The organism is Endobacterium cereale (assembly GCF_009617585.1).
Taxonomy (GTDB): domain Bacteria; phylum Pseudomonadota; class Alphaproteobacteria; order Rhizobiales; family Rhizobiaceae; genus Neorhizobium; species Neorhizobium cereale.
This window is the reverse complement of record NZ_WIXI01000047.1, coordinates 59,258-82,112: the sequence shown is the minus strand read 5'-3', so window position 1 is coordinate 82,112 and position 22,855 is coordinate 59,258. Positions and strand designations below refer to the sequence as shown.

General features: G+C 58.4%; 20 protein-coding genes and 1 pseudogene. 10 read left to right on the top strand and 11 right to left on the bottom strand.

Annotated elements, in window-relative coordinates:
* Positions 1-197 precede the first annotated feature (197 nt).
* Positions 198-1,130: a rhamnan synthesis F family protein gene (locus GAO09_RS19060; protein WP_153356002.1), complete on the top strand. Its 933-nt coding sequence runs from the start codon at positions 198-200 to the stop codon at positions 1,128-1,130.
* A 37-nt stretch (positions 1,131-1,167) separates the two neighbouring features.
* Entirely contained in the window at positions 1,168-2,310 is a 1,143-nt protein-coding gene (locus GAO09_RS30650; RefSeq protein WP_153355999.1) for a glycosyltransferase family 4 protein, read from the top strand.
* A gap of 87 nt (positions 2,311-2,397) precedes the next feature.
* Here the strand turns inward: GAO09_RS30650 and rfbA are convergent, their stop codons facing one another.
* The 4 genes from rfbA to rfbC all read right to left on the bottom strand — a co-directional run bounded on the left by rfbA (position 2,398) and on the right by rfbC (position 5,905).
* Positions 2,398-3,282 (bottom strand): glucose-1-phosphate thymidylyltransferase RfbA, encoded by an 885-nt coding sequence (gene rfbA / locus GAO09_RS19050; protein ID WP_153355995.1) that lies wholly within the window; start codon positions 3,280-3,282, stop codon positions 2,398-2,400.
* Positions 3,283-3,375: 93 nt separating this feature from the next.
* Positions 3,376-4,266: a dTDP-4-dehydrorhamnose reductase gene (gene rfbD, locus GAO09_RS19045; RefSeq protein WP_153355992.1), complete on the bottom strand. Its 891-nt coding sequence runs from the start codon at positions 4,264-4,266 to the stop codon at positions 3,376-3,378.
* A gap of 5 nt (positions 4,267-4,271) precedes the next feature.
* A complete protein-coding gene (rfbB, locus tag GAO09_RS19040; RefSeq protein WP_153355988.1) occupies positions 4,272-5,327 on the bottom strand; it encodes a dTDP-glucose 4,6-dehydratase in 1,056 nt (351 codons plus the stop codon).
* Between the two features lie 17 nt (positions 5,328-5,344).
* Positions 5,345-5,905, bottom strand: coding sequence for a dTDP-4-dehydrorhamnose 3,5-epimerase (rfbC, locus tag GAO09_RS19035; RefSeq protein WP_153355985.1), 561 nt, complete (start codon positions 5,903-5,905; stop codon positions 5,345-5,347).
* Positions 5,906-6,926: 1,021 nt separating this feature from the next.
* On the opposite strand from rfbC, the gene GAO09_RS19030 reads away from it, so the two are divergent.
* On the top strand, positions 6,927-7,988 hold the full coding sequence (locus GAO09_RS19030) for a nucleotidyltransferase family protein (protein WP_338015086.1): 1,062 nt from the start codon (positions 6,927-6,929) through the stop codon (positions 7,986-7,988).
* A gap of 392 nt (positions 7,989-8,380) precedes the next feature.
* Here GAO09_RS19030 and GAO09_RS30110 read toward each other — a convergent pair whose 3' ends face one another.
* Positions 8,381-8,602 carry a hypothetical protein gene (locus GAO09_RS30110; RefSeq protein ID WP_235938299.1) on the bottom strand — a complete coding sequence of 74 codons (222 nt, stop codon included), beginning with the start codon at positions 8,600-8,602 and terminating at the stop codon, positions 8,381-8,383.
* Positions 8,603-8,768: 166 nt separating this feature from the next.
* Positions 8,769-9,020: a prevent-host-death protein gene (locus tag GAO09_RS19020; protein WP_153355982.1), complete on the bottom strand. Its 252-nt coding sequence runs from the start codon at positions 9,018-9,020 to the stop codon at positions 8,769-8,771.
* A gap of 135 nt (positions 9,021-9,155) precedes the next feature.
* On the opposite strand from GAO09_RS19020, the pseudogene GAO09_RS30105 reads away from it, so the two are divergent.
* Positions 9,156-9,374, top strand: a pseudogene (locus GAO09_RS30105) (contractile injection system protein, VgrG/Pvc8 family); the annotation flags it as partial.
* A gap of 19 nt (positions 9,375-9,393) precedes the next feature.
* Here the strand turns inward: GAO09_RS30105 and GAO09_RS19010 are convergent.
* Complete coding sequence (locus GAO09_RS19010; RefSeq protein WP_153355976.1) at positions 9,394-10,155, bottom strand: helix-turn-helix domain-containing protein; 762 nt, start codon at positions 10,153-10,155, stop codon at positions 9,394-9,396.
* A gap of 961 nt (positions 10,156-11,116) precedes the next feature.
* Here GAO09_RS19010 and GAO09_RS19005 point away from each other — a divergent pair.
* Entirely contained in the window at positions 11,117-11,350 is a 234-nt protein-coding gene (locus GAO09_RS19005) for a hypothetical protein (RefSeq protein ID WP_153355973.1), read from the top strand.
* A 21-nt stretch (positions 11,351-11,371) separates the two neighbouring features.
* Here the strand turns inward: GAO09_RS19005 and GAO09_RS19000 are convergent, their stop codons facing one another.
* The 4 genes from GAO09_RS19000 to mprF form a co-directional block, all read right to left on the bottom strand.
* Positions 11,372-12,598: a TIGR03862 family flavoprotein gene (locus tag GAO09_RS19000; protein WP_153355970.1), complete on the bottom strand. Its 1,227-nt coding sequence runs from the start codon at positions 12,596-12,598 to the stop codon at positions 11,372-11,374.
* Between the two features lie 86 nt (positions 12,599-12,684).
* On the bottom strand, positions 12,685-13,317 hold the full coding sequence (locus tag GAO09_RS18995) for a TerC family protein (protein WP_153355967.1): 633 nt from the start codon (positions 13,315-13,317) through the stop codon (positions 12,685-12,687).
* 193 nt (positions 13,318-13,510) lie between these two features.
* The gene (locus GAO09_RS18990) at positions 13,511-14,899 is read right to left on the bottom strand and encodes a virulence factor family protein (RefSeq protein ID WP_153355964.1); all 1,389 of its coding nucleotides are present in this window, start codon (positions 14,897-14,899) and stop codon (positions 13,511-13,513) included.
* Complete coding sequence (gene mprF, locus GAO09_RS18985) at positions 14,896-17,469, bottom strand: bifunctional lysylphosphatidylglycerol flippase/synthetase MprF (protein WP_324185686.1); 2,574 nt, start codon at positions 17,467-17,469, stop codon at positions 14,896-14,898. The genes GAO09_RS18990 and mprF overlap by 4 nt, the downstream gene beginning before the upstream one ends.
* A gap of 54 nt (positions 17,470-17,523) precedes the next feature.
* Here mprF and GAO09_RS18980 point away from each other — a divergent pair, with 54 nt between their 5' ends.
* From GAO09_RS18980 to GAO09_RS18960, 5 genes are all read left to right on the top strand, one after another.
* Complete coding sequence (locus GAO09_RS18980; protein WP_153355961.1) at positions 17,524-17,730, top strand: hypothetical protein; 207 nt, start codon at positions 17,524-17,526, stop codon at positions 17,728-17,730.
* A 546-nt stretch (positions 17,731-18,276) separates the two neighbouring features.
* Positions 18,277-19,878 carry a globin-coupled sensor protein gene (locus GAO09_RS18975; protein WP_410769387.1) on the top strand — a complete coding sequence of 534 codons (1,602 nt, stop codon included), beginning with the start codon at positions 18,277-18,279 and terminating at the stop codon, positions 19,876-19,878.
* A gap of 48 nt (positions 19,879-19,926) precedes the next feature.
* Positions 19,927-20,226 carry an STAS domain-containing protein gene (locus tag GAO09_RS18970; protein WP_153355955.1) on the top strand — a complete coding sequence of 100 codons (300 nt, stop codon included), beginning with the start codon at positions 19,927-19,929 and terminating at the stop codon, positions 20,224-20,226.
* Entirely contained in the window at positions 20,223-20,588 is a 366-nt protein-coding gene (gene cheY1, locus GAO09_RS18965) for a chemotaxis response regulator CheY1 (RefSeq protein ID WP_112727556.1), read from the top strand. The genes GAO09_RS18970 and cheY1 overlap by 4 nt, the downstream gene beginning before the upstream one ends.
* A 16-nt stretch (positions 20,589-20,604) precedes the next feature.
* Positions 20,605-22,827 (top strand): chemotaxis protein CheA, encoded by a 2,223-nt coding sequence (locus tag GAO09_RS18960; RefSeq protein WP_153355952.1) that lies wholly within the window; start codon positions 20,605-20,607, stop codon positions 22,825-22,827.
* The last annotated feature ends 28 nt before the right edge of the window (positions 22,828-22,855 follow it).

The following is a 22,855-nucleotide window of genomic DNA, read 5'->3' as shown; positions in this document are numbered from 1 at the left end:
GCCGTTGCATCAGTCGGCGTTGGCGGTTCGTCCTTGCAAGCGGGCGATCAAGCGACTGCTATTCTTCGCATTGCCCGGCCTGCGTCTGGAGAGTTTCAGAACATCTAGCATGGATTGCCCGGGCTCGATGGAAAGAGATGAAGCCAGCTGCTATCGCCCAAAGGCATCGACTGTTGAGGGTTGAGGAGTTTCAAACGTTGATCGACAGCGATAAGGCCGATTTCACGATCTTCGTGCATGTCTTTTATTCCGATGTCTGGGAGGAAATGCGCTGGGAGATCGAGCAAGCGTTACATCAACCGTTCGCGCTGGTAATCAGCCGGCCGCCTACGGTGGCGCCGGTGCCCTTGCCAAACACACCGTTCCTGAAATTTTCCCACCAGTTCGAGGCCGAAAACCGTGGCCGTGATATACTGCCCTTCATGAAGGCGCTACATGGCCAGATCCTGCCTACACCAGACATCGGCCTGAAACTCCATACTAAACGGTCGCCGCATCGCTCCGATGGTGCCGACTGGCGACGTTTTCTTTGCGGTTCGCTACTGGAAACTGATGGGGAAGGCGTGCTGCTTGGTCAAAAACTGATGGCGGCTGATCACCGCATCGGGCTCATCGCTCCGCGCGCCCACTTGATGGCGCTCGATGGTCGCACCGCCATCAATGATGGTGCGATGTCTGATATGCTCGCAGCCTTTTATGATCGTGACGCTATTGTCGACGTCGAGATGCCGCGTTTCGCCGCCGGATCAATGTTCTGGTTTCGTCGTTCGGCGCTTAATCTGCTTCTTTCGGAGGAGGTCGACACGCTGTTTGCTGCCGAGCGCGGTCAGCTGGATGGTACCGCGGCACACGCGTTGGAGCGTCTATTCGCCACAATCGTCGAGCACCAAGGTTTTGTCTCCGCCGCAATGGAAAACGCCGGCCCGATCCTCAATGCGCCGCCGTCATCGCTGTCAGAGTCAGAGCTAAAACTGCTGATTGACCGGACGCTGGTTCCCGACAATCCATTCTCTCTGCCGTTGCGTGACTTTTGGCGCCAAAGCCCGCGGCTGTTGAAACTCGCGCATATGGTCTATGCGAAGATGCCCAAAGGGGCCATACGTATGGTTCGAGCAGTGATCCGACGGTAATCAGCATCCCATCAGGAGAAAGGCCCGGTTTGCCGGCATGTCCTCAAAGAAATTGCGCATCGCCTTCGTCGTCTCCGAAGACTGGTTTTTCGTCTCGCATTTCATCCCGATGTTGCGTGCGGCGCAGGATGCCGGTTTTGAACCGATCATCGTCACTCGTATTAACCAGCACCGGGAGATACTTGAAAACCTTGGTGCCCGCGTCGTGCCCCTCGATGTCGAGAGGCGCCATATCGGACCGCTAGCCGTCGCGGCCTCCATCTGGCGCATGTCGCGGATACTGCGGGCGGAGAAAGCTGATATCGTCCATTGTATCGCGCTACGCTCGATCTTCCTTGGAGGCCTCGCCGCCAATCTCGCCGGCCTAAGGAACCGTGTCCTCGCCGTCACGGGTGGTGGCCTGCTTACTGCAAACAAGGGTTTTGGCGCTGCCGTGTTGCGCGGGCTTTTAAAAAACATAATCCGCGTTATAGCACTGCGGGGTGATAACCGGTTTCTGTTCGAAAATGTGACCGATCCGTTGAGCTTCGGAATCGCCCCGGATGTAGCAAATGTAACGGTCTTGCCGGGTGCTGGTGTGGATCCGGACTTTTATACGCCCGCTGCTGTGCCAGCGGGCAAAGACTTGAAGATCGCGATGGTCAGTCGCATGGTCTGGTCGAAGGGTGCAGATATTGCGGTGGAAGCTGTGTCCATCGCCCGCGGACGTGGGTATGATGTCAGTCTTTCGCTTTACGGTACGCCTGATCCGTCCAATCCGCGATCGCTATCGGAAGACACGCTGAAAAACTGGTCAAAGCTCCCCGGCATCGAATGGCACGGCAGCACGCGCGATGTGCGGCAGATCTGGGCGGCCCATGATCTCGCCTGTCTGCCGACGAGGGGTGGGGAAGGGTTGCCGCGTTCGATCCTGGAAGCAGGCGCTTGCGGCCGGGCCATTCTGACAACCGATGTGCCGGGCTGCCGTGATCTTGTCCGAGATGGGCAGGAGGGCTGGTTGGTGCCACCTGATGATGCCGCAGCGCTTGCGGACCGGATCTGCGCGTTGGCGCTGGATCGGCAGCTTGTGGCACAGGCTGGCATCAATGCGCGCCAGCGGATCACCTCGGGTTTTACCGAGGCGCATGTAATGGCACAAATGTCGGGAATTTACCGAAGTTTCGCTATGAAGCCCGCTTAGTGTCTCAATAATTGAACCGGACGTCTGGCGAGCGCGAGAACTGCTTGAACCGACGTCGAAGGCACGGCGGTTCATTTGTCGAACTCCTCAAAAAGCGGTGTCGTGTGGTGCTTTTGCAAGCTTCATGAGATACTGGCCGTAATTGCTCTTGCCGAGTTTGACGGCAAGCTTTTCCAGCTGGGCGTCATCGATATGGCCCATGCGGTAGGCGACTTCTTCCGGGCAGGCGATCTTGAAACCCTGACGCTTTTCCAGCGTGCCGACGAAATCTGCGGCATCCAGCAGGCTGTCCGGCGTGCCGGTGTCGAGCCAGGCATAACCACGGCCCATCAATTCGACCGAAAGCTGGCCGCGCTCGAGATAGATGCGGTTGACGTCGGTGATCTCAAGCTCGCCGCGTGGCGAAGGCTTCAGGTTGGCGGCGATGTCGATGACCTGTTCGTCGTAGAAATAAAGACCGGTGACAGCCCAGTTGCTCTTCGGCTCGGCCGGCTTTTCCTCGATCGACAGCGCCTTCATCGATTGGTCGAACTCGACCACGCCGTAACGCTCGGGATCGGTGACGTGATAGGCAAACACGCGCGCGCCCTTGTCCGTACCGTCCTTCGGGCGCATCAGCTGCGGCAGGCCGTGGCCGTAATAGATGTTGTCGCCAAGGATCAGCGCCGACGGGTTGGAGCCGACAAAATCCGCACCGATGACAAAAGCCTGCGCCAGACCATCCGGGCTTGGCTGCACCGCGTATTCGATGGAAATGCCCCACTGGCTGCCGTCGCCGAGCAGGCGCTTGAACGCCTCATTGTCATGCGGCGTGGTGATGATCAGGATTTCCCTGATGCCGGCCAGCATCAGCGTGGTCAGCGGATAATAGATCATCGGTTTGTCATAAACCGGCATCAGCTGCTTGGAGACGGCCATGGTGATGGGGTAAAGCCGCGTGCCGGAACCGCCGGCGAGAATGATACCCTTCATGCTTTTTCCTTCGTGTGAGGGCGGACATTTTTGCAGGTCCGCGCCGATCGCTGGAATGCCATGCGCCGGGAAGGCGCAAAGGCTTTTGGTCGTTCAACTGTTCGCTTCGCTCAGAAGCCGGTCGAGCACCACCGCCGTCGACTGTTTCCAGTCGGGCAGAACGATGCCGTAAGTCTTGGCGAGCTTGTCGTTCGACAGCCGCGAATTGGCAGGCCGTTTCGCCGGCGTCGGGTATTGATCGGTAGTGATGCGGCCGACGGTGATGGTCTTGCCGCTTTTGGCCTTCAGCCCGGCAAAGATCTCATCGGCAAAATCCGCCCAGGTGGCCTCACCGCTGCCGGTCAGGTGGAAGACACCGCGAAGCTTGGGATCGGCATCGGTCGCCAGACGTTTGGCAATCGCGATCACCGCATCGGCAATGTCGAGCGCGCCGGTCGGCGTGCCGTGCTGGTCGGCCACGACGTTCAAGGCATCGCGGGTTTCCGCCAGCCGCAACATCGTCTTCACAAAGTTGGCGCCAAAGGGGGAATAGACCCAGGCGGTGCGCAGGATGGCGTGATTGGGCGTTGCTGCCGCAATCGCTTCTTCACCGGCCAGTTTCGACTGGCCGTAGACAGACACCGGCCCCGTGGCATCCGTTTCCAGATAGATACCATCCTTATCGCCGGGAAACACATAATCGGTCGAGATATGAATGACCGGAATACCCAGTTCATCGGCAACATGCGCCAACGCTTCCGGCCCCTTGGCATTGACGGCAAAGGCCAGCTCCGGTTCGCTCTCGGCCTTGTCTACCGCCGTATAGGCGGCCGCAGACACGATCGCATCCGGCTTCAAGTCCGACAGAACACGGCGGATCGAGGCCGGATCGGCCAGATCCAGTTCCGGCCGGCCGACGGCGATAATCTCGACACCGGCTTGAGGTCCACGCTCGATCAGCGCGGTCACCACCTGTCCCTGTTTTCCTGTGACGGCTATGCGCATGCGCATCACCCCTTCTTCAGAACGCCGAGACGCTCGCCGGAATAGACGCCTTCGCGCAGCGGCTGCCACCACCATTCATTGTCGAGATACCAGCGCACGGTGCGCTCGATGCCGCTGTCAAAGTTCTCCTGCGCCTTCCAACCCAGTTCCGTTTCCAGCTTGGTGGCATCGATGGCATAACGCGCATCATGGCCCGGCCGGTCGGTGACATAGGTGATCAAATCCGCATGCGGCGTCGCCTTCGGACGCAACTCGTCCATCAGCGAGCAGATGCGCTTGACGACATCGATATTGCGGCGCTCGTTGCGGCCGCCGACATTGTATTTTTCGCCGAGACGGCCACGCGATGCGATCAGGTCGAGCGCGCGGGCGTGATCCTCGACATACAGCCAGTCGCGGATGTTGACGCCCTGACCGTAAACCGGCAGCGGCTTGCCATCCATGGCATTCAGAATGATCAGCGGGATCAGCTTTTCCGGGAAATGGTACGGGCCGTAATTGTTCGAACAATTGGACACCACCACCGGCAGGCCATATGTTCGGTGCCAGGCGATGGCCAGATGGTCACTCGCGGCTTTCGAAGCCGAATAGGGCGAGGACGGATCGTAAGGCGTAACTTCCTCAAACAGGCCTTCGTCGCCCAGAGAACCATACACCTCGTCGGTCGACACATGCAGGAAGCGGAAAGCCTCCTTGCGGGCCGGCGACAGGTCGTTCCAGTAATGGCGGGCGGCCTCCAGCAGCGAGAACGTGCCCATGACATTGGTCTGCACGAAATCGGCGGCACCGCTGATCGAGCGATCGACATGGCTTTCTGCCGCCAGATGCATGATGCGGTCCGGCTTGAACGAGGTCATCGCCTCCGACATCTTCTGCAGATCACAGATATCCGCCTGCAGGAACTGGTAGTTCGAAGCACCCTCGATCTCCTTCAGCGAAGCGAGATTGCCGGCATAGGTCAGCTTGTCGACATTGAGCACTTCGGCGCCGACATTTTTGACCAGATGCCGCACGAGTGCCGAACCGATAAAACCTGCTCCGCCGGTGACGAGAATTCGCATGGGGTCTGCTCCTGTTCTTATCGATACTGGAAGGACGGCGGCAGATCCGCCAGCGCCGGCTGTTTTTTGTCCTTGTCGGACAGGACCGCATTGTCGAGCGGCAACGGCCATTCGATGCCGATCGCCGGATCGTTCCACAACAGGCCGCGATCGTTTTCGGCGCTATAGGGTGCCGTCACCTTGTAGAAGATGACGCTGTCGGGTTCGAGCGTGGCAAAACCATGGGCAAAACCGGCCGGCACCCAGAGCTGCTCGCCATTTTCCTTGGAAAGCTCGGCGCCATACCACTGACCATAGGTCGGGGAACCGACGCGGATATCGACGGCAACGTCAAAGATCTTGCCCGCAAGGCAGCGCACCAGCTTGCCCTGCGCAAACGGTTCGAGCTGGAAATGCAGGCCGCGCACCGTGCCGACCGTTGCCGAAAGGGATTCGTTTTCCTGCACGAAGGTGACGTCCGCGACAGTCTCGCGAAACCAGCCATCCTTGAAAACCTCGGAAAAATAGCCGCGATGATCGCCCAGTCGCGTCGGAATAATCTTGGCCAGCCCGGCCAGAGGCAATCTCTCGATCTTCATTGCGCACCCGTCAGTTTCATGATCCGCCTTTCTATAATTTTCTTACATGCTTGCAAGTGTGATATCCGGGCGTGCAGGATTGTCTTGCGCTCGCGGCAAGAAATTGCTCAGCGCCTATATGAAAAGATTTCTCGTCTATCACCGGAAAACTTTAACCAAAGATGGTCCAGTTTGAAGGGTTCAGATCACAAGAGTTCGATTTGCTTTGCCTTCCTCTCCACCACGTAGACAAGCGGGATGGTCCGCTGCCGCTCCTTGCGCGGATGGGCGCCCTCGCGCGCGCTAGATAGCGCTAGCGCCCAGTTCCCTTTCGCAACTCACCTGCTGAAGCCATTGCAGCTTTACCTCTCGAAATGGTCGCGCGTTGCTCATGCCAGCCTCCCGTCAGTGGAGAGCATCAGAGAGCCGGCTCCGTTACAGCACTGTGTTTGATCCCGGTTGGCTGGTGGTTAAGAGCGCGAATTGTCGCCAATTTTGTTTGATCAACGCTGGCTAAGTGCCTGATTTTGATTATCTCGCTTGACGTCGAATTTGCCATAACTCGTAGCCGTTGCGATCCGACCGGGATTAAAAACGCAGAAGCTGTCAGAGGTGGCGGGCAAGATGCAGATGTTCCCGCTCGAAAGCGACGGGCTCTTCGTGCCTTACAGAGCTTTTTAAACCATGTCGGCCGCCAGCCGACTAGACTCGATTCTCGTTGTCGAAGGAGCCGCTGCGGCAACGGATGAACGCGTTGGGCATCCGGATCTCACGTCGGGACCACAGGGTACAGATCTTTCAGCCATGCGGCTAACGCAACTGCTTTGATGAACTAGTGCAGCGTGAATGGTCGCATAACTGGCGGTTCGAACCCACTCAAAAGGAACTGACACCTGTTCAGTGTCCCACTCTGCCTGAATGATATCGAGGATTGCAAAAGGTGCGATTCGAGTGGCCGAGAGGGAACACCTTCCTTTGACCCAAGCTCGCGTACATTGGCGCACTATACTGGAATTTCGAAAATGGTATAGAGGTGGCATCTGTGAAGCAAATTGACATTGCCTTTCGGACGCTAGTAGCAGAGCTGCAGCAGCGCTCTTTCGACGCGCAATGCTCCCCGGACTTTCTGCCGGCGGGTCGCTTCGTCTCCGTGAAAGTTGATAATCTCGCGTATTGGTACTTCGATCAACCCGATGGCGAGGGCGGCCAGAAACGCCGGTACTTCGGTCCCGCGGACGATCCGGAAATCACGCTGCGCGTCGAAAGCCACCGAACAGAGAAGAGCGACTATAAAACTCGTCGAAAACTGGTTTCCACGCTGACACGCGAAGCCGGACTGATCGCCCCTGATACGTTCACCGGTGATGTAGTCGAAGCCTTCGCTATGGCTGGCCTGTTTCGCCTCCGTGGTATTCTAGTCGGAACCGTCGCGTTTCAATGCTATTCCTCATATCTCGGCGTTCGCCTTCCTATGGCTTCCATCCTGACCGGCGACGCTGACATCGCCCAGGATTACGCGATCTCGGCTGAAATCGCTGACAGCCTGCCGCCTATCCTCGATCTCTTGAAAGGTCTCGACCCGACTTTCCGCGCCATACCGCGCATTTCTGGTTCTCAGCGCAGCAATGCCTTTCGCAATCAATCCGGCTATAGGGTCGAGTTCCTGACGACCAACCGGGGTAGCGATGATTACGGCGACGAACCGGGAAAGATGCCTGCCCTGGGCGGTGCTCCAGCCGAGCCGCTTCGGTTCATGGACTTCTTGATACACGATCCCGTACGCTCGATCCTGCTCCATGGCCCCGGTGTCTCGGTCGTGATCCCGTCGCCGGAACGATATGCGGTTCACAAGCTGATAGTTGCGGGTCGTCGGCAGAACGACGCGGGCGGCGACGCCAAACGGCAGAAAGACATTCTGCAAGCTCAATTGCTGCTACTCGCCATGCGCCAGTATTATCGTAGGGACAATGCGGCCGAAGTCTTTGCAGAAGCATGGTTGCGTGGACCATCATGGCAGACCGCGATTCTGGAAAGCATTGGGATGATGACGGAAGAGGCGCAGTTAGTAGCGAACTCTTTCCTCGCCCATGGCCGGGATATGTAAACCAAGCCGAAAGACGAAAAACAGCATCAATTGAATGACTGAGCTTTACCGCCGTGAAGATCGGTCACGCCGGATTCAAACTATGGATGAGTGTGTCCACACTGTTGACGCTGCCGAAGATGTGCTTCGGGTTTTCGGCTCGAGAAAGATCGCAAGGTTTGGAGGCACTCGCAGGAAACCGATCGAAATTCCAGCAACGCCGGAGTAGACGTAGGAGATTAGCTGGAAATCGGGGCACAAGCTTTTTTGAGCTGAGGCTTGCATAGCGCATTCACCACCTCATTATCAAAGAATGAAAAGCTGACACCTGTTGCTTTCCACTCGGAATTGAGTCGGTTATTGCTTGCCGCTTCGGCGAGCATAGCAATCACGTCAGCTCACCGGCTCTCTTTTCAGGAGCGTTTAACGCCTGAAAGCCGTCCAGTGGCGGCGGCTTGCTTGATGATACGGGCAATCTCAGTGAGAAAAGCGGGGCTGACAATGCCAAACGGCTTTGTGCTTTCAAAATCATAGGTCTTGTCCAAGTCGACTAGGTTATGTTCGTCGAGAATGATCCAGTATGGAAATTTCAGACCGGCGCGGCGGCATTCCATTTGATTAAAAGCGAGCGCCAAGCTTCAAGCTGCGGGTGGCTGTGACGTGATCGGAAACAGAAAGAGGTGGCCGGGATTGCCTTCGCTGCGGACGGTAACGCAAACTGGTCGGACTTTGCGGCCTGTTTCCTCGCCTGCGTCGGCCTGCCGCTTCCAGACATAATGGAACCTGACAATCTCGCCACGCTTAACCATCGGTGTTACTCTCGACCAAGATTTCGTCAAGGCCGGTCATCAACTCGCGGTGTACGTCCTCGGGCGCATCGTAGAGGCCGAAAACTTGAGCCTGCGGCAATCCCAAAAGGCGTTGATAGGTGTCAGTCGTCAGAATAACCAATCGTTCCTTGCCGCGCTTGGTAAGCGTCACCGGCTCTATCAACGCGGTTTCGAGGATTTCCCCCGAAACACGGTTCATGTCGGGAAAAGAAAACTGCTTCATAATAAGGTCTCTAAGCTATTTAAGTAATTCAGGTGAAATACCTACTTTATGCAAATGCCCTTGTCGGCGATCTAAAATAAGCTCTGAGCAGAGTAAAAGGCTGGCGAGTGTAGGGGCATGGAGGCTATTCCGGCCATCCGCCGCCGGTTCAACGGGCTGGTAACCGAACTCGACGAAGGCCCGCCAATTACCCGCGGTCTGCGTTCTTATGCCATGGTGCTGCGCCGGCAAATGTGGCTGCTCACACGCGGTTCCGACTGCCCCATCTATATGGACAAGACGTCGATCGAGATTGCCGAAATCATGTTTTCCGAGCACGGCATTCTCGCACCGAATACATCAAGTGTGCTTACATCGCTATCTGCAACACCAATCACGAGGCCTCGAGAAGCTCGATGGTCTCAAAGGTTTTTGTGCTGCCACTGCCACCGCAACGTTGAAAAAACGCGATCCAGTCAAGGGTTGCGACGTCGCCATCGTCTGGCGGCCAGTAGCCGGGCAAATCGTAACCGAACCTTCCACTTCGCATTGTTCGGGCTCTGACAGCCTCAAGTGACGGGAGGCCGTAACGGTGCAGCCAGGCGCGCCACAACGAGATCTGTTTTGCTTTGCGCTCGTCCAGAAAGACAAGCGGGATGGCCCGTCGCGCCTCCTTGCGCGGAGGGGCGCCCTCGCGCCCGTTAAATTTATATATTTTTTCTTTCTCTAGGTTTGGTGGACATATTTGACCGCCTTCACTGGACATATCTGACCGCCTCACAGGACGATTTTGACCGCCTTCCCGCGGATGAAGGGGGACAATTTTGTCCGTCTTTTCACGGGCATTTGATGCGCGTAATATCGAAGCTGCTGAGGGACGATACTCTGTATTGTGCCCAACGCCGTTACCGCGCTTTATCTCGAACCAGCCCTTAAGCTCCAGTTCGCGGACCCCGCGCTGAATGGTCTTGACGCTCTTGCCGGTCGCTTCGGCAATCGTTTGATAAGACGGCCACGCCTTCTCGGTGTGGCCGTTTACATGTGTGGTGATGATGTACAGCGCAATCGATCGAGCACTGTCGCTCAGTTGCTTGTCGCAACTCAACTGCTGGAGCCACTGCAGCTTCACTTCCCGAAATGGTCTAGACACGCTCATGCCTGCCTCCTGCCATAGGAGAGCGTCAGAGAGCCGGACTGAGCCGGCTCCCTATGCAGCGCTATGTTTGAGCGCGGTTGACTGGTCATTGCGGCCGCGAAATACCGCCAATTTCTGTTTGACCAACGCTCGCTAAGTGCTTGATTTTGCCTATCTCGTTTGACGTCGAATTTGCCGTAACTCGTGGCCGTGCAGCGATCCGAACGGGATTGAAAATCCGCGTGTCGGTGGTTCAAATCCGCCTCCGGGCACCATTTTATTCCCATGTTATAACTTGGGTTTTCATCTTATCTTTTTCTATAAATGTTTTGAGCTTGATGGTTTCAGACTGTGCGGTGATAGCTGCCGTTTGTTCAGTTCCGCCTCAAAATCGGTGGCGACCAACAGCTTCGGTGGTCTCGATCAGATTGATAATCTGTCGAAACGTGAGTCGCCGGGCTCCTTTCCGGCGCCTGAGAAGCCGAGGGAAGTCGTGAACCGAAGCGGGCGATCCAATGAAGCCGAGCCTACAGGATCGTCATGATCAGTTGAGTGGTTGATTTTGTTACGATATACCATGTTGACCATCTCCGTGGTGACGCTCTTTACGGGTTTGGCGTCCCTGCAAGTTTTTCTGTGCGTCGTCCAGTTTCGTCCACCGAGCGGCGTTGTCATTTTTATCACTACAAGACTTGAAGGTGTGCAGTCTAACCAAGGCGGTGAGGCTCCAATAAAACCATGGAAAGAAATGATTGCCGCTCTGCCTTTAAGTGGCTGTTCTATAACGTTTTATGTATTCCCCTCTCGGGGCACCATCTCTCTTTCTAGAAGCCAGATATTCGGCAGATTGTCGCATCGATTGATCGATGACCGCTCATCCGCTTGACACAAGGCTATCTCGGCGCGACGCTGTATGAACCGCGGGCAGGCCTCACGGATTTTCCGGCGCCTTCGTGATCCGCGGATAGGGAGGAGAATGCGTATGACCTGGCAGATCGTGCTCAATGACGGTTCCCGTCACGAGGTTTCCGGCGATATTCATTTCGAGAGCGTGCGTGGCAGCAAGCGCATTTGCCCAAGCCCGATTGCCGCCAGTGGTGATATCCTCGTTCGCGCCGTCGAGCAGCACGATATCGTGCTGGAATCACCGCATGGACATCACTACAAGGCCGCTGTCGAAATGGTCGATGGCAAATGGCGCGTCGTCGGGCTGTAGGTGCCACTCGGGCAACGCCGGTTATCGTGCCAGCCAAGCCTCGATACCGCGGGCGGCTGCCTTGCCTGTGGCAAGGCAGGCCGTCAGCAGATAGCCGCCGGTCGGCGCTTCCCAATCCAGCATCTCGCCGGCCGCAAACAGGCCGGGCAGTTTGCGCAGCATGAAATTCTCATCGACGGCGTCATGCCGTATGCCGCCGGCCGAGGAAATCGCTTCGGCGATCGGGCGGGGCGCCACGAGCGGGATTTCCAGCCCCTTGATGCGCGCTGCCAGGCTTGCAGGATCAGCCAGAACATCCGGGGTGCACAGTTCGCGTAAAAGGGCGGTTTTGACGCCGTCGATACCTGCCCCCTTGCGCAGCCGGTTGGAAAGGCTTGCCTTGCGGTCCTGACGTGCAAGGTCGCGCGTCAACCGCTCCCTGGCGCGGCCGGGCATCAGGTCGAGCACCAGTGCCGATGTGCCGGTCTGCATCAGGCGAGCCCGCAACGTGCTGGCATGCGCATAAACAAGACTTCCCTCGATGCCGTGGCGGGAGATGACGAATTCACCGGGCAGGCTGTCATCTGAGGTGACCGATGCGACCACGGACTTGATCGGCGCTCCGGCATTGCGTTCACGAAAATGCTCGCTCCAGGCAACATCGAAGCCGCAATTGGCAGGTAGAAAATCTGTTGTTTCGACGCCACGGTCCCGTAACCAGGGCAGCCATGCGGCATCCGAGCCAAGCCTCGGCCAGCTTGCTCCACCGAGCGCCAGCAGCACCGCGTCGGCTTCAATTGCCTTTGTGCCTTCCGGTGTGTCGAGGATAAGCCTGTCGGCGTCAAATCCCGTCCAGCGGTGCCGGGTGAGAATGGCCACACCCTGTGCCCGCAAACGCGCCACCCAGCCCCGCAGCAGCGGCGATGCCTTCATGGCGACCGGAAAGACACGCCCGGACGAGCCGATAAATGTTTCGGTGCCGAGCCCTGCCGCCCATTCGCGGACATTGTCGGGTGTGAAAGTGTCGAGGGATGGACGCAACCAGTCGTTTGCGTCGCCATATCGCTCGGAAAAACGAGAAAATTCCTCGGAATGGGTGAGGTTGAGGCCCGATTTTCCGGCCAGCAGAAACTTGCGCGCGACGGTCGGCATCGCTTCGTAAACGGTCACGTCACGATTTTGGGCGGAAAGATATTCGGCCGCCATCAGGCCGGCGGGGCCGCCACCTATGATGGCTATTTTCCTGCGTGCCTTCGAGACAGCCGTCATGACGGCTGTCTGCTGGTGCGGAAGGCGGCGTTCATGTAGTCCAAGGTTCTGGCCACGCCCGCCTTCCTTCCGTGTGTTCTATGTGATCAGGCCATCCACTGCTGGACATAGGGCATTAGCTGGTGACCACCTTCGTAAAGCATCTTTGCCGCAACGTAGACGATGACGACAAGACCGACATAGGCGATCCAGCGGTGGCGATGCAACAGTCGGGCAACGAAGTTGGCAGCAAGACCCATCAGCGCGATGGAAATCACAAGGCCGATGATGAGGACAGTCGTGTGCTCCTGCGCAGCGCCGGCCACGGCCAGAACGTTGTCCAGCGACATCGAAACGTCGGCAATAACGATCTGCATGGCCGCCTGCAGGAAGGTTTTCTTCACCCGGGTTTCGCCGGCGGCATCTTCGTTTTCCGCATGCTCGGCATTGTGATCGGCGGAACGCAGTTCGGTCCACATCTTCCAGCAGACCCAGGCAAGCAGCAGGCCGCCGATGAACTGCAGCCCGACAATGCCGAGCAACTGGGCGGTGATGGCTGCAAAGCCGATACGCAGAACCGTGGCGGCAATAATGCCGACCAGGATGGCCTTCTTGCGCTGTTCGGCCGGCAGACCGGCGGCGGCAAGGCCGATGACGATGGCATTATCCCCGGCCAGAACCAGGTCGATGGCAATAACCTGCAAGAGAGCTGCAAATCCCGCAGCCGTAAAGATTTCCATTGTGTGTCTTACCCTCTCCTCTGGGTGGCCGGGGGCCGCAAACAGTCAAGATCGCAAGGGCGCCGGCCGCAAAAGCCGGCCGCACCTCGATCAATGCGTTTTGTGTCGGTGTAGACTGTGAAATGCTACGATCACCGCTACATGACATTTCCGTGAGGATGGCAAGCGAAAACTTGCCGCGGAATGGCTGTCGTCAAGGCTTCAGGGAAAGGCGTGTCTTCAATGCGGCAACGATCCGGTCGGCGAGCCCCTTGTAATCCTCATCGAAGTGATGCCCGCCCTCGATGGCAACAGTTTCAACGCCGTTGGCTGCCAGTGAAGGGCATGGGTCATCGTCGTCGTCGGTTCCGTAAATGCATTGCACGATCTTCGGATTGATCTTTTTCAGATCCTCCACTGTGTCGCCGCCCTTGCCGTCTCCGGCAACACCGAGCCAGCCGGTGACGGAAATCTCGTAATCCACCTCGCGCGCCAGGGCGAGCAGGGACATCTGGGCGATACGGGATTTCTGTTCGGCAGGCAGCAGGTTGTAGCTGGCCGGAAGCACGTCGGCGCCGAAGGAATAGCCGATCAGCAAAACGTGTTTGACGTTCCATTCGCGCCGGTAGTTCCGGATGATGCGGTCGAGATCGTCGGCAACCTGCTGGGGTTTCAACTCGGTCCAGAAATAACGCAGAGAATCCAGTCCTACGACGGGAATGCCCTCCGCCTGCAGGGTGGCGCCCACTTCGCTGTCGATATCGCGCCAGCCGCCGTCACCGGAATAGATGATCGCCATCGTGTCCAGTGTCGGCCTGGTTTCCAGAATGGTCAGCGGCAGGCCAAGCGGCTGATCACTGTTGGCGGCGGCGTCGATATGGTCCGACAGTGCGGCAGACAGTGCTTCTTGAGCAGTTTTGTCGCTGTCGTTGAGATCGATGTCGGTCCAGGTCTGTTCAAGTTCCTTCACATGCGCCTTGCCGACGACATCCGCCTGTGACGTCAGAAGAACGGTCACGGGGGTCGGCAGTGCTCCTTCTGTCAACGCATAGACGATACCGCCATCGACCGGTTTCTTGGCGGCGGGCGTGCACAGTTCGCGCGTCATCGGCACGCTTGCGACCGGATCCACGGCGATTGCCTCGTCGATGGTTGCGGGCGGACTTTGTGCGACCATGGCAAGCACCAGACCGCCGCCGGCACCGATGCCGGCAAGCATTGGTCGATGGTAGGTGCTGTTGCCCAGCGAGCGCTGCACCTGCTGAGCCAGCGACTCGATGTCGGAGATCATGTAGATGCAGTCCTGCGGGTCTTTCACAAGTGATGCGATATAGGTCGGGAAATCGATGCCGATGACGACTGCGCCTTTCTCCATCAGCGCCTTTGCCTGGCTTTCCTCGGGTTCACCCCAGCCACCGGCATCCGAAACGAGAAAGACATTGGCCGTGACCTCGCCGCTCGGCTCGAAAATATGGGGAGAAGGGATCAGGCCGGTGTCATAGCTGGTTGAGGTCTGCTGCTGCGCCCTTGCCGGCAAGGAAATGGCAAGGCAGCAGGCGACTGCAACAGCAGCGGACAACAAGACGGAAACATGACGCTTCATTTGCCGACCACTCCTCGAACGCCTCCGCTGATCAGGAGGGTAACATCCATCAGCGCCAGAACCGCGCCGGTTCCGCCTGATACGGCAAGATAACGCGGTTGCCACAAAGGGTGAAACTTTGATTTGAAGGCGCGCAGCCCTTTGAAATTGTAGAACCGCTCGCCGTGTTCGAACATCGTGCCGCCGATCCGGTCCCAGACCGGCGCGATCTCGCGTTTCGACATTCCGGAAAGCGGTGCCATGCCGAGATTGAACAGCTGATACCCTTCGCCCTTCAGATATTCGAGCAGGCTGACGAACAGGAAATCCATCGATCCGCGCGGCGCATCCGGCGCAAAACGCATGATATCGACCGTGCCTTCATATTTTGTCTCCGTCACGAAGATCGTGGCAAAGGCGACGACATGGCCTGCCTTGCGCAGCAAGGCAACCGGCTGCGATGTGACATAGTCGTCATCGAATGCGCCCAGCGAGAAGGTTTTTTCGCGCGTGTTGTGTTCCGAAAGCCATGCGTTGGAAACGGCCCGGAGTTCGCCTAGAATGCCGGCCACATCCGGTGGCGAGACGATGGAGAATTCCAGTCCCTCGCGTGCGCCCTTGCTGAGCGCCTGTCTCAGGCCCGCCAGCTTACCGCCCTTCAGTTCGAATGTCGGCAGGGTGACGGAAGCCATTTCGCCGAGCTTGAAGGCACGCAGGCCCGCATCGGCGCAATAGGAAAGCAGGGATGGCGACACCTGATAAAGCACGGCACGGCCACCTGCAGCGCGGGCGGTTTCGACAAAACGCCAGATCAGGTCTGCCGTGTCTTCATCTGCGCCGATCGGATCACCAAGCGCGATCCAGGAGCGGCCCTGAATGCCGTACATGATGAAGGCCTTGCCGCTGTCGGAAAACATCACCCGCTTGTCGCCCATGCGCACCAGATTGGCATCGGCGACGTTCTGGGTGGCTGCAACGGCAATGGCGCGCTCCAGGTCTTCCGGCAAAACCTTTTCAGGGCGGCTGAAGGCGGGGCGCAGGAGGCTGAAAAAGGCAATCGTTGATGCCGCGACCGTCAGTGCGAGCAATGCACGCAGGCTGCGGGGCGCTTCCTCGCTGAATTCGAATTGCCACCATAGATCGCGGCTGTAATCGACATCACGGTAAACGAAAAACAGGATGGTCACTGCGCTGGCGATGATGACCAGCAAGGCGGCAAGCCATGCCGGGCTGAGAGCCTGTCCGAACAGGGAAGCCGGGCGGTTGAAGCGCTTGACGTTGAGGATCAACGCGAAAATGAATATTGCAAGCACAGTGGCTTCAACAACGGCAATGCCTTTCAGGAAGGCAAAGATGAAGGCACCGCTGGCCGAGACCAGCGATACCCACCATGCGCCGTCCAGCCTCTGGCCAAGCCCGCGCGAGGCAATCGCCAGGATAAGCCCGAGCAGGCTGGAGAACAGATGCGCGCCCTCTATGACGGGCAGCGGCAAAAAAGCGGAGAGAAAGTCGAGATTGGTATCGGGGGTTGGCGTCACGCTCGAAAAGATCAGCATGGCACCGAGAATGAGGCCGTAGGCTGATAGAAGATGCGGCGCCAGCCGCACCGCCATGTTGCCGATATCGTTGGCGACAGGGTGCTGCAATGCTTCCCGCAGTTCGGCGCCGACCACCAGAAGCACGGCGATCACCAGCGGCAGAACGTGGTAGACAAGGCGGTAGAGAACGAGGCTTCCGAGCAGTGCATCAATGCTGATCGCATTGCCGAGTGCACCCAGCATGACGGTCTCGAAGACACCGAGGCCGGCGGGAACGTGACTGAGCACGCCCAAACCCACGGCCGTGGCATAGATCGCAAAAAAGGTTGGCCAGCCGACATTGGTTTCCGGCAGGAGCATGTAGAGAACCGAGGCCGAAGCCGCGATGTCGAGCGCCGTGATGAGGAACTGGCGTGACGAGGTCAAGGTGTCGGGCAGGCGAAGTTTCAGCTTGCCGATGGCAATCACCCGGCCATTGCGGCCGAGGATCAGCAGGCCGACCAGCACGGCGATTACCGCAAGCGCGATCAGTCGCAGAATGTCGGGGTCCATGCCGGCAACCGCGGCAAGGCGCGGTGCGGTCACCAATGCCGACAGGGCGCTGACGGACAGAAGGCCGATACCAAAGGCAAGTGTGACGAAGGCGATGACACGGGCAATCTCTTCCGGTGTCAGGCCCAGGCGGGAATAGGTGCGGAAACGGATGGCGCCGCCACTGAGCGCGCCGAAACCCGCGGTATTGCCGATCGCATAGGCGCTGAAGGCCGTCATCGCCACCGGTGCCGTCGGCAGCTTGCGGCCGATATAGTCGAGTGCGTTGAGATCATAGCAGATCAGTGCCGCAAAACTGATCCCGGTAAACAGGACCGCCAATGCCACCGACGTCCATGTCGTCTGTGACAGCGCTTCCAGCACCTCGTCGTAACGAACCTCATGCGTGAGGTTGTAGGCCGCAACGGTCATCAGGCCGAAGACGGCAATCACGGCGACGGAGGTAAAATAGACTTTGAACCGAAGAAAAACCGCCAGTAACGGATGCGGTTCTGAAGCCACGGGGGCGGCTTCATCTGTGGCGGGTGTATCTGAGGGTATCACATGAGCACCTGAATGAAAGGCTGCGCTATTTACCGTCGTTACCCGGCGCCAAATAGAGCGCAAGCCATCCTTGTCCAATCAGGCGGAATTTCGGCGGAAGAACAGACGAACAGCCAAGTGAACGCGATTTCATCTGCGTTGCGCCGCCACGATGCGTCTATGACGATCGAGATCAGAGAATTTTTCGATGAACCGGTGAGCGTTGCTGCTCCAGCTTAAGGATACGCAGCATGGCAATCAGAAATGTGATAGAAATAAACAGTGCGCATGCTTGAAGAACAATCATTGCTCTCTCTCCGAAGGCGATCATGGCCGGGGAATATCGAAGTATTGCACGTCAAGCTTGCTCGAAGCTGACTAGTTTACACTTGGGAATTTTATCCGAGCATCTATCGGACCAAGTTTACGCATAAAAGTCTGCCCGGTTGCACGTTTCATTAACCTTCGGGCAAGGAATTAACCATACATATGGAGCACACGGCGAAATGGCCGGACGTGTGTCCGACCGTCAGGCATGAAGCCGCCGACGTCGTACCGGTTTCGATCCGGTATCCCACCAGACATTGCGAAAAGCTGGAAAGCTGGAACGTGAGGCTGCCGCAGAGCTCTGCCGTACGCCGAAGTTCAGTGGTTTCATCTTTGCGGAAGGCTGGCTCGAAACAGGGGAATCGAGCAGGCCGGCAATGACAGAAAAGCGAGAATTTCATCCAGTTCCGGCCGCGCCGGAACCCTACCGGGGACTGTACTTTGGGGCAGGATACGCCAATGGATCAGGCGAAAAACGCACAGGCAGGCAGCCTGCGCGATCGCCTTGCCTTTGCCGGTCTGGATGCCCAGCAATGCGATCTGCTGCGCCGTTTCCGCCCTCAGCTTGAAGAGCAGTTGCAGACCGGCTTGCGCGATCTCTTCCTCCGGTTCCAGTCTTTCCCCGATGCCGCCCGCAATTTCGAGAACGAACGCCAGCTCGATCGCCTGCACGATCTGCAGGCCTCGCACTGGAGCGTTCTGACCGACGCGCGTTTCGATGCGCTTTATGCCGAGCGGGTAAAAGTTCTCTCCGACGCTGAAAGCCGTATGGGGCTTGATCCGCGCTGGCATGTGGCCGGCCATGCGGTCATGCTCGAGCATCTGGTTGCGGCGCTGGTTGAACAGATCGGCGCAAAATCTCTTCTGCCGGGCGCGCGTCGTCGCGATCAGGAAATTTCCGAGGCCATCGCCGCCGTCATCCGCCTCGTCATGGTCGATGTGGAGATTGCGGTTTCGCTGCGCTTCAACGAATTGCGCCAGCGCCACCAGCGCGCTGCACAGGAACAGCGCAAGGGTGATCAGGCACAGGCTATCGACACGTTCTTCGATTTCGCCTCCGCTCTGTCCGTCAACGACCTGACGGCGCGTGTCGAAGGTGATGTGCCGGACGTCTATTCCGAGCTCGCCGGCATTCTCAATAAGGCGGCAGACGCCATGCGCGCCGCGATCGAAACCGTTGGCGACAAGATGAGCCGGGTTGATGCGCTGTCGTCGGGCCTTATCACCGACGCCCGCACCATCGCCAACGAGACGGCCGAGCATGCCCGCAACCTTGCCGACACCTCCGGGCAATTGCAGGAACTGACCATCCGTTTCCGCGATACCGCCGGCCGTACGGTCGCCGCTGAAAAGGCCGCGACCGAGACCCGCAAATCGGTCGAGCAAAGCGGCGAGATCGTTGGCCGCGCCATCAACGCGATGACCGATATCGAAAACTCGGCGGAAAAGATCGGCGAGATCATCGGCGTCATCGACGAGATCGCCTTCCAGACCAATCTCCTGGCGCTCAATGCCGGCATCGAGGCAGCGCGCGCCGGCGATAGCGGTCGTGGTTTTGCCGTTGTCGCCCAGGAAGTCCGCGCCTTGGCGCAGCGCTCAGCCGATGCTGCTCGCGAGATCAAGACGTTGGTTACCGGCACCAAGAGCCAGGTCGGCGCCGGCGTCGACATGGTTCACCGCACGCAGGAAGCCATTGCCGGCATCGTCCGTCAGGTCTCCGATATCAATGACAGCATTGCCGGCATCGCAACCGATAGCGGAGAGCAGGTCCAGTGTCTGGGCCGCGTCGCCGGCGAGATCGGCGAGATCGGTCAGCGCGTGTCGAGCACGTCCGGCATCGCGCTTCGTTCCGGCGAAAACGCCGACGAGCTTCATACCGTCATTCTCGAACTCGGCCAGACGATCCGCGAATTCCGCATCACCCGTCAGGCACATGAAACGGCCCCCCGCCAGCAACAGCGCATTCAGGTGCAGCAGGGCACAGGCGAGGCCGATGCAGAAGAATACATTAACCCGGTGCAACAACTGTTTTCGGCGCAACTCGCCGCGTTCAGGGGCTGATATGCCGGCAAGCAATTTTCTTTTTATGCCAACGACAAGGATCGGCTGATGGCGAGCAAGAAAGCAGACAAGGGGAGCCTCAAGCTGGTTCCCATACTCGACCTCAACGAGGCGTCGGTCCTGCACGGCCAGTTGACCAACATGCGTGGCGAGGACGTCAAGATCGACGCTTCCGAAGTCGAGCGCATTGGCGTCCAGTGCGTCCAGGTCATTCTGGCCGCTGCCAAGACCTGGGAAGCCGACAGCAAGAATTTTGTCTTCGAAAAGGTTTCGGAGGCTTTCGAAAAGACGATGCAGCTCATCGGCATCGATATTGAACATCTGCTCGCCAAGGAGATCCGGCAGTGAAGAAAAAAGTCCTGACAGTGGATGATTCCAGAACGATCCGTAACATGCTTCTGGTCACCCTCAACAATGCCGGTTTTGAAACCATCCAGGCCGAAGACGGCGTCGAAGGCCTCGAAGTTCTCGAAGGCTGCAACCCGGATGTCATCGTCACCGATATCAACATGCCTCGTCTCGACGGCTTCGGCTTTATCGAAGGCGTTCGTCGCAACGAAAAGTATCGCGCCATCCCGATCCTGGTCCTGACCACGGAAAGCGATGCGGAAAAGAAGAACCGCGCCCGCCAGGCCGGTGCGACAGGCTGGATCGTCAAGCCTTTCGACCCTGCAAAACTGATCGATGCGATTGAGCGTGTAACCGCCTGATACGGGAATTCCTGAAATGGATATGAACGAAATCAAAGAGATCTTCTTCCAGGAGTGCGAGGAACAGCTCGCAGAACTGGAATCTGGTCTTCTCAAGCTGAATGACGGCGACCGCGACCCGGAAACGGTCAACGCAGTGTTCCGTGCCGTCCACTCGATCAAGGGCGGCGCCGGCGCGTTCGGCCTCGACGACCTGGTTTCGTTCGCACACGTCTTCGAGACCACCCTCGACTGCGTGCGCTCCAACAAGCTGGAGCCCAATCAGGACGTTCTCAAGGTCATGCTGAAGTCGGCCGACGTATTGGCCGACCTCGTCACCTGCTCGCGTGATGGCGGCAGTGTCGAGGACAGCCGTACCCGTGGTCTGGTCAAGGAACTGGAAGCGCTTGCCAAGGGCGAAATGCCGAGCGGCGGTGCAGCCGAAGCGCCGAAGCCGGCGGCTGTTGCCGCACCGGCTGCGGTCGCTCCGACCGACGACAGCGGTTTCCAGCCGATCCCGTTCTCCTTCGACGACGATTTTGGCGGCGACGACAAGACGGTCTTCGAAGTGAGCTTCAAGCCGCGTCGCGAGCTTTATTCCAAGGGCAATGAAGCCGCTCTCCTGCTGCGCGACCTGTCGCGTCTCGGCGACATGGCCATCAATTGCGACACCGATGCGCTTCCGGCGCTCGATGCGATGGACCCGGAAGAGACCTATTTCTCCTGGACGATCTCCATCACCACCGACAAGACCGAGGAAGATATCCGCGCCGTCTTCGAATTCGCCGAATGGGATTGCGATCTCGAGGTGAAGGAAGTGGCAGCGGAAGCTGCCGAAGAACTACCGATGGTCCCGGTTCCGTTCGATCTCTCGGCGCTTGACGACGAAGCGGCCGCCGCTCCGGCACCTGCTGCCGAAGCACCGGCTGAAAGCAAGATGGCTGCTGCTGCCGCACGTGTCGAAAAGAAGGAAGCCGCTGCTGCTCCGGCCGCTGCTGCCGCCAACAACGCTGCCGCCGCCGCCAATGCTGCCGGCCAGACGATCCGCGTAGATCTCGATCGCGTCGACCGCCTGATCAACCTCGTCGGCGAGCTTGTCATCAACCAGGCTATGCTCTCGCAGAGCGTTGTCGAAAACGACACCAACGGTACGTCCGCCGTCAACATGGGTCTCGAAGAGCTGCAGCAGCTCACCCGCGAGATCCAGGACTCGGTCATGGCCATCCGTGCGCAGCCGGTGAAGCCGGTCTTCCAGCGCATGTCGCGTATCGTTCGCGAAGTGGCCGACATGGTCGGCAAGTCGATCCGCCTCGTCACCGAAGGTGAAAACACCGAAGTCGACAAGACGGTCATCGACAAGATCGCCGAACCGCTGACCCACATGATCCGTAATGCCGTCGACCATGGTATTGAATCGCCTGAAAAGCGCGAGGCCGCCGGCAAGGATCCGGAAGGCACGATCAAGCTGTCGGCAAAACATCGTTCGGGCCGCATCCTGATTGAACTGATCGACGATGGCGGTGGTATCAACCGCGAGCGCGTCCGCCAGAAGGCTATCGACAACGATCTCATTTCGCCGGACGCCAACCTGTCCGACGAGGAAATCGACAACCTGATCTTCGCGCCGGGCTTCTCGACCGCCGACAAGATTTCCGACATTTCCGGCCGTGGCGTCGGCATGGACGTCGTCAAGCGTTCGATTCAGGCACTCGGTGGTCGTATCTCGATCTCGTCGCGTCCGGGTCTCGGCTCGACCTTCACCATGAGCCTGCCGCTGACGCTCGCCGTCCTCGACGGCATGGTCGTTACCGTTGCCGGTCAGACGCTCGTGGTGCCGTTGACGGCAATCGTAGAAACACTGCAGCCGGAAGCGTCTGCGATCCATTCCTTCGGCGCAACACAGCGCCTGATCTCGATCCGCAACTCCTTCTGCCCGCTGGTCGATGTCGGTCGCATCCTGAACTTCCGCTCCACCCAGGCAAACCCCGTCGAAGGCGTGGCTCTGCTGGTGGAATCGGAAGGCGGCGGTCAGCGCGCCCTCATGGTCGATGCCATCCAGGGTCAGCGTCAGGTCGTCATCAAGTCGCTCGAAGCCAACTACACCCACGTTCCGGGCATTGCTGCCGCAACCATCCTCGGTGATGGCCGCGTCGCGCTCATTCTCGATGTGGATGCCGTCGTCGGCGCTTCGCGTGGCCAGTCCATGAAGCAGGATGGTGGTGCCCTCAAGGCAGACGTGTCGCTGGCAGCGGCAGGTTGATCGAACAGTCTCAAGAGACGGAAATACA

Coding starts and splice junctions, on each gene's coding strand:
- GAO09_RS30650 (WP_153355999.1), top strand. CDS start 1,168: ATGTCCTCAAAGAAATTGCGCATCGCCTTCGTCGTCTCCGAAGACTGG.
- rfbA (WP_153355995.1), bottom strand. CDS start 3,282: ATGAAGGGTATCATTCTCGCCGGCGGTTCCGGCACGCGGCTTTACCCC.
- rfbD (WP_153355992.1), bottom strand. CDS start 4,266: ATGCGCATAGCCGTCACAGGAAAACAGGGACAGGTGGTGACCGCGCTG.
- rfbB (WP_153355988.1), bottom strand. CDS start 5,327: ATGCGAATTCTCGTCACCGGCGGAGCAGGTTTTATCGGTTCGGCACTC.
- rfbC (WP_153355985.1), bottom strand. CDS start 5,905: ATGAAGATCGAGAGATTGCCTCTGGCCGGGCTGGCCAAGATTATTCCG.
- GAO09_RS19020 (WP_153355982.1), bottom strand. CDS start 9,020: ATGAAGCAGTTTTCTTTTCCCGACATGAACCGTGTTTCGGGGGAAATC.
- GAO09_RS19010 (WP_153355976.1), bottom strand. CDS start 10,155: ATGAGCGTGTCTAGACCATTTCGGGAAGTGAAGCTGCAGTGGCTCCAG.
- GAO09_RS19005 (WP_153355973.1), top strand. CDS start 11,117: ATGACCTGGCAGATCGTGCTCAATGACGGTTCCCGTCACGAGGTTTCC.
- GAO09_RS19000 (WP_153355970.1), bottom strand. CDS start 12,598: ATGACGGCTGTCTCGAAGGCACGCAGGAAAATAGCCATCATAGGTGGC.
- GAO09_RS18995 (WP_153355967.1), bottom strand. CDS start 13,317: ATGGAAATCTTTACGGCTGCGGGATTTGCAGCTCTCTTGCAGGTTATT.
- GAO09_RS18990 (WP_153355964.1), bottom strand. CDS start 14,899: ATGAAGCGTCATGTTTCCGTCTTGTTGTCCGCTGCTGTTGCAGTCGCC.
- GAO09_RS18980 (WP_153355961.1), top strand. CDS start 17,524: ATGAAAGGCTGCGCTATTTACCGTCGTTACCCGGCGCCAAATAGAGCG.
- GAO09_RS18975 (WP_410769387.1), top strand. CDS start 18,277: ATGGATCAGGCGAAAAACGCACAGGCAGGCAGCCTGCGCGATCGCCTT.
- GAO09_RS18970 (WP_153355955.1), top strand. CDS start 19,927: ATGGCGAGCAAGAAAGCAGACAAGGGGAGCCTCAAGCTGGTTCCCATA.
- GAO09_RS18960 (WP_153355952.1), top strand. CDS start 20,605: ATGGATATGAACGAAATCAAAGAGATCTTCTTCCAGGAGTGCGAGGAA.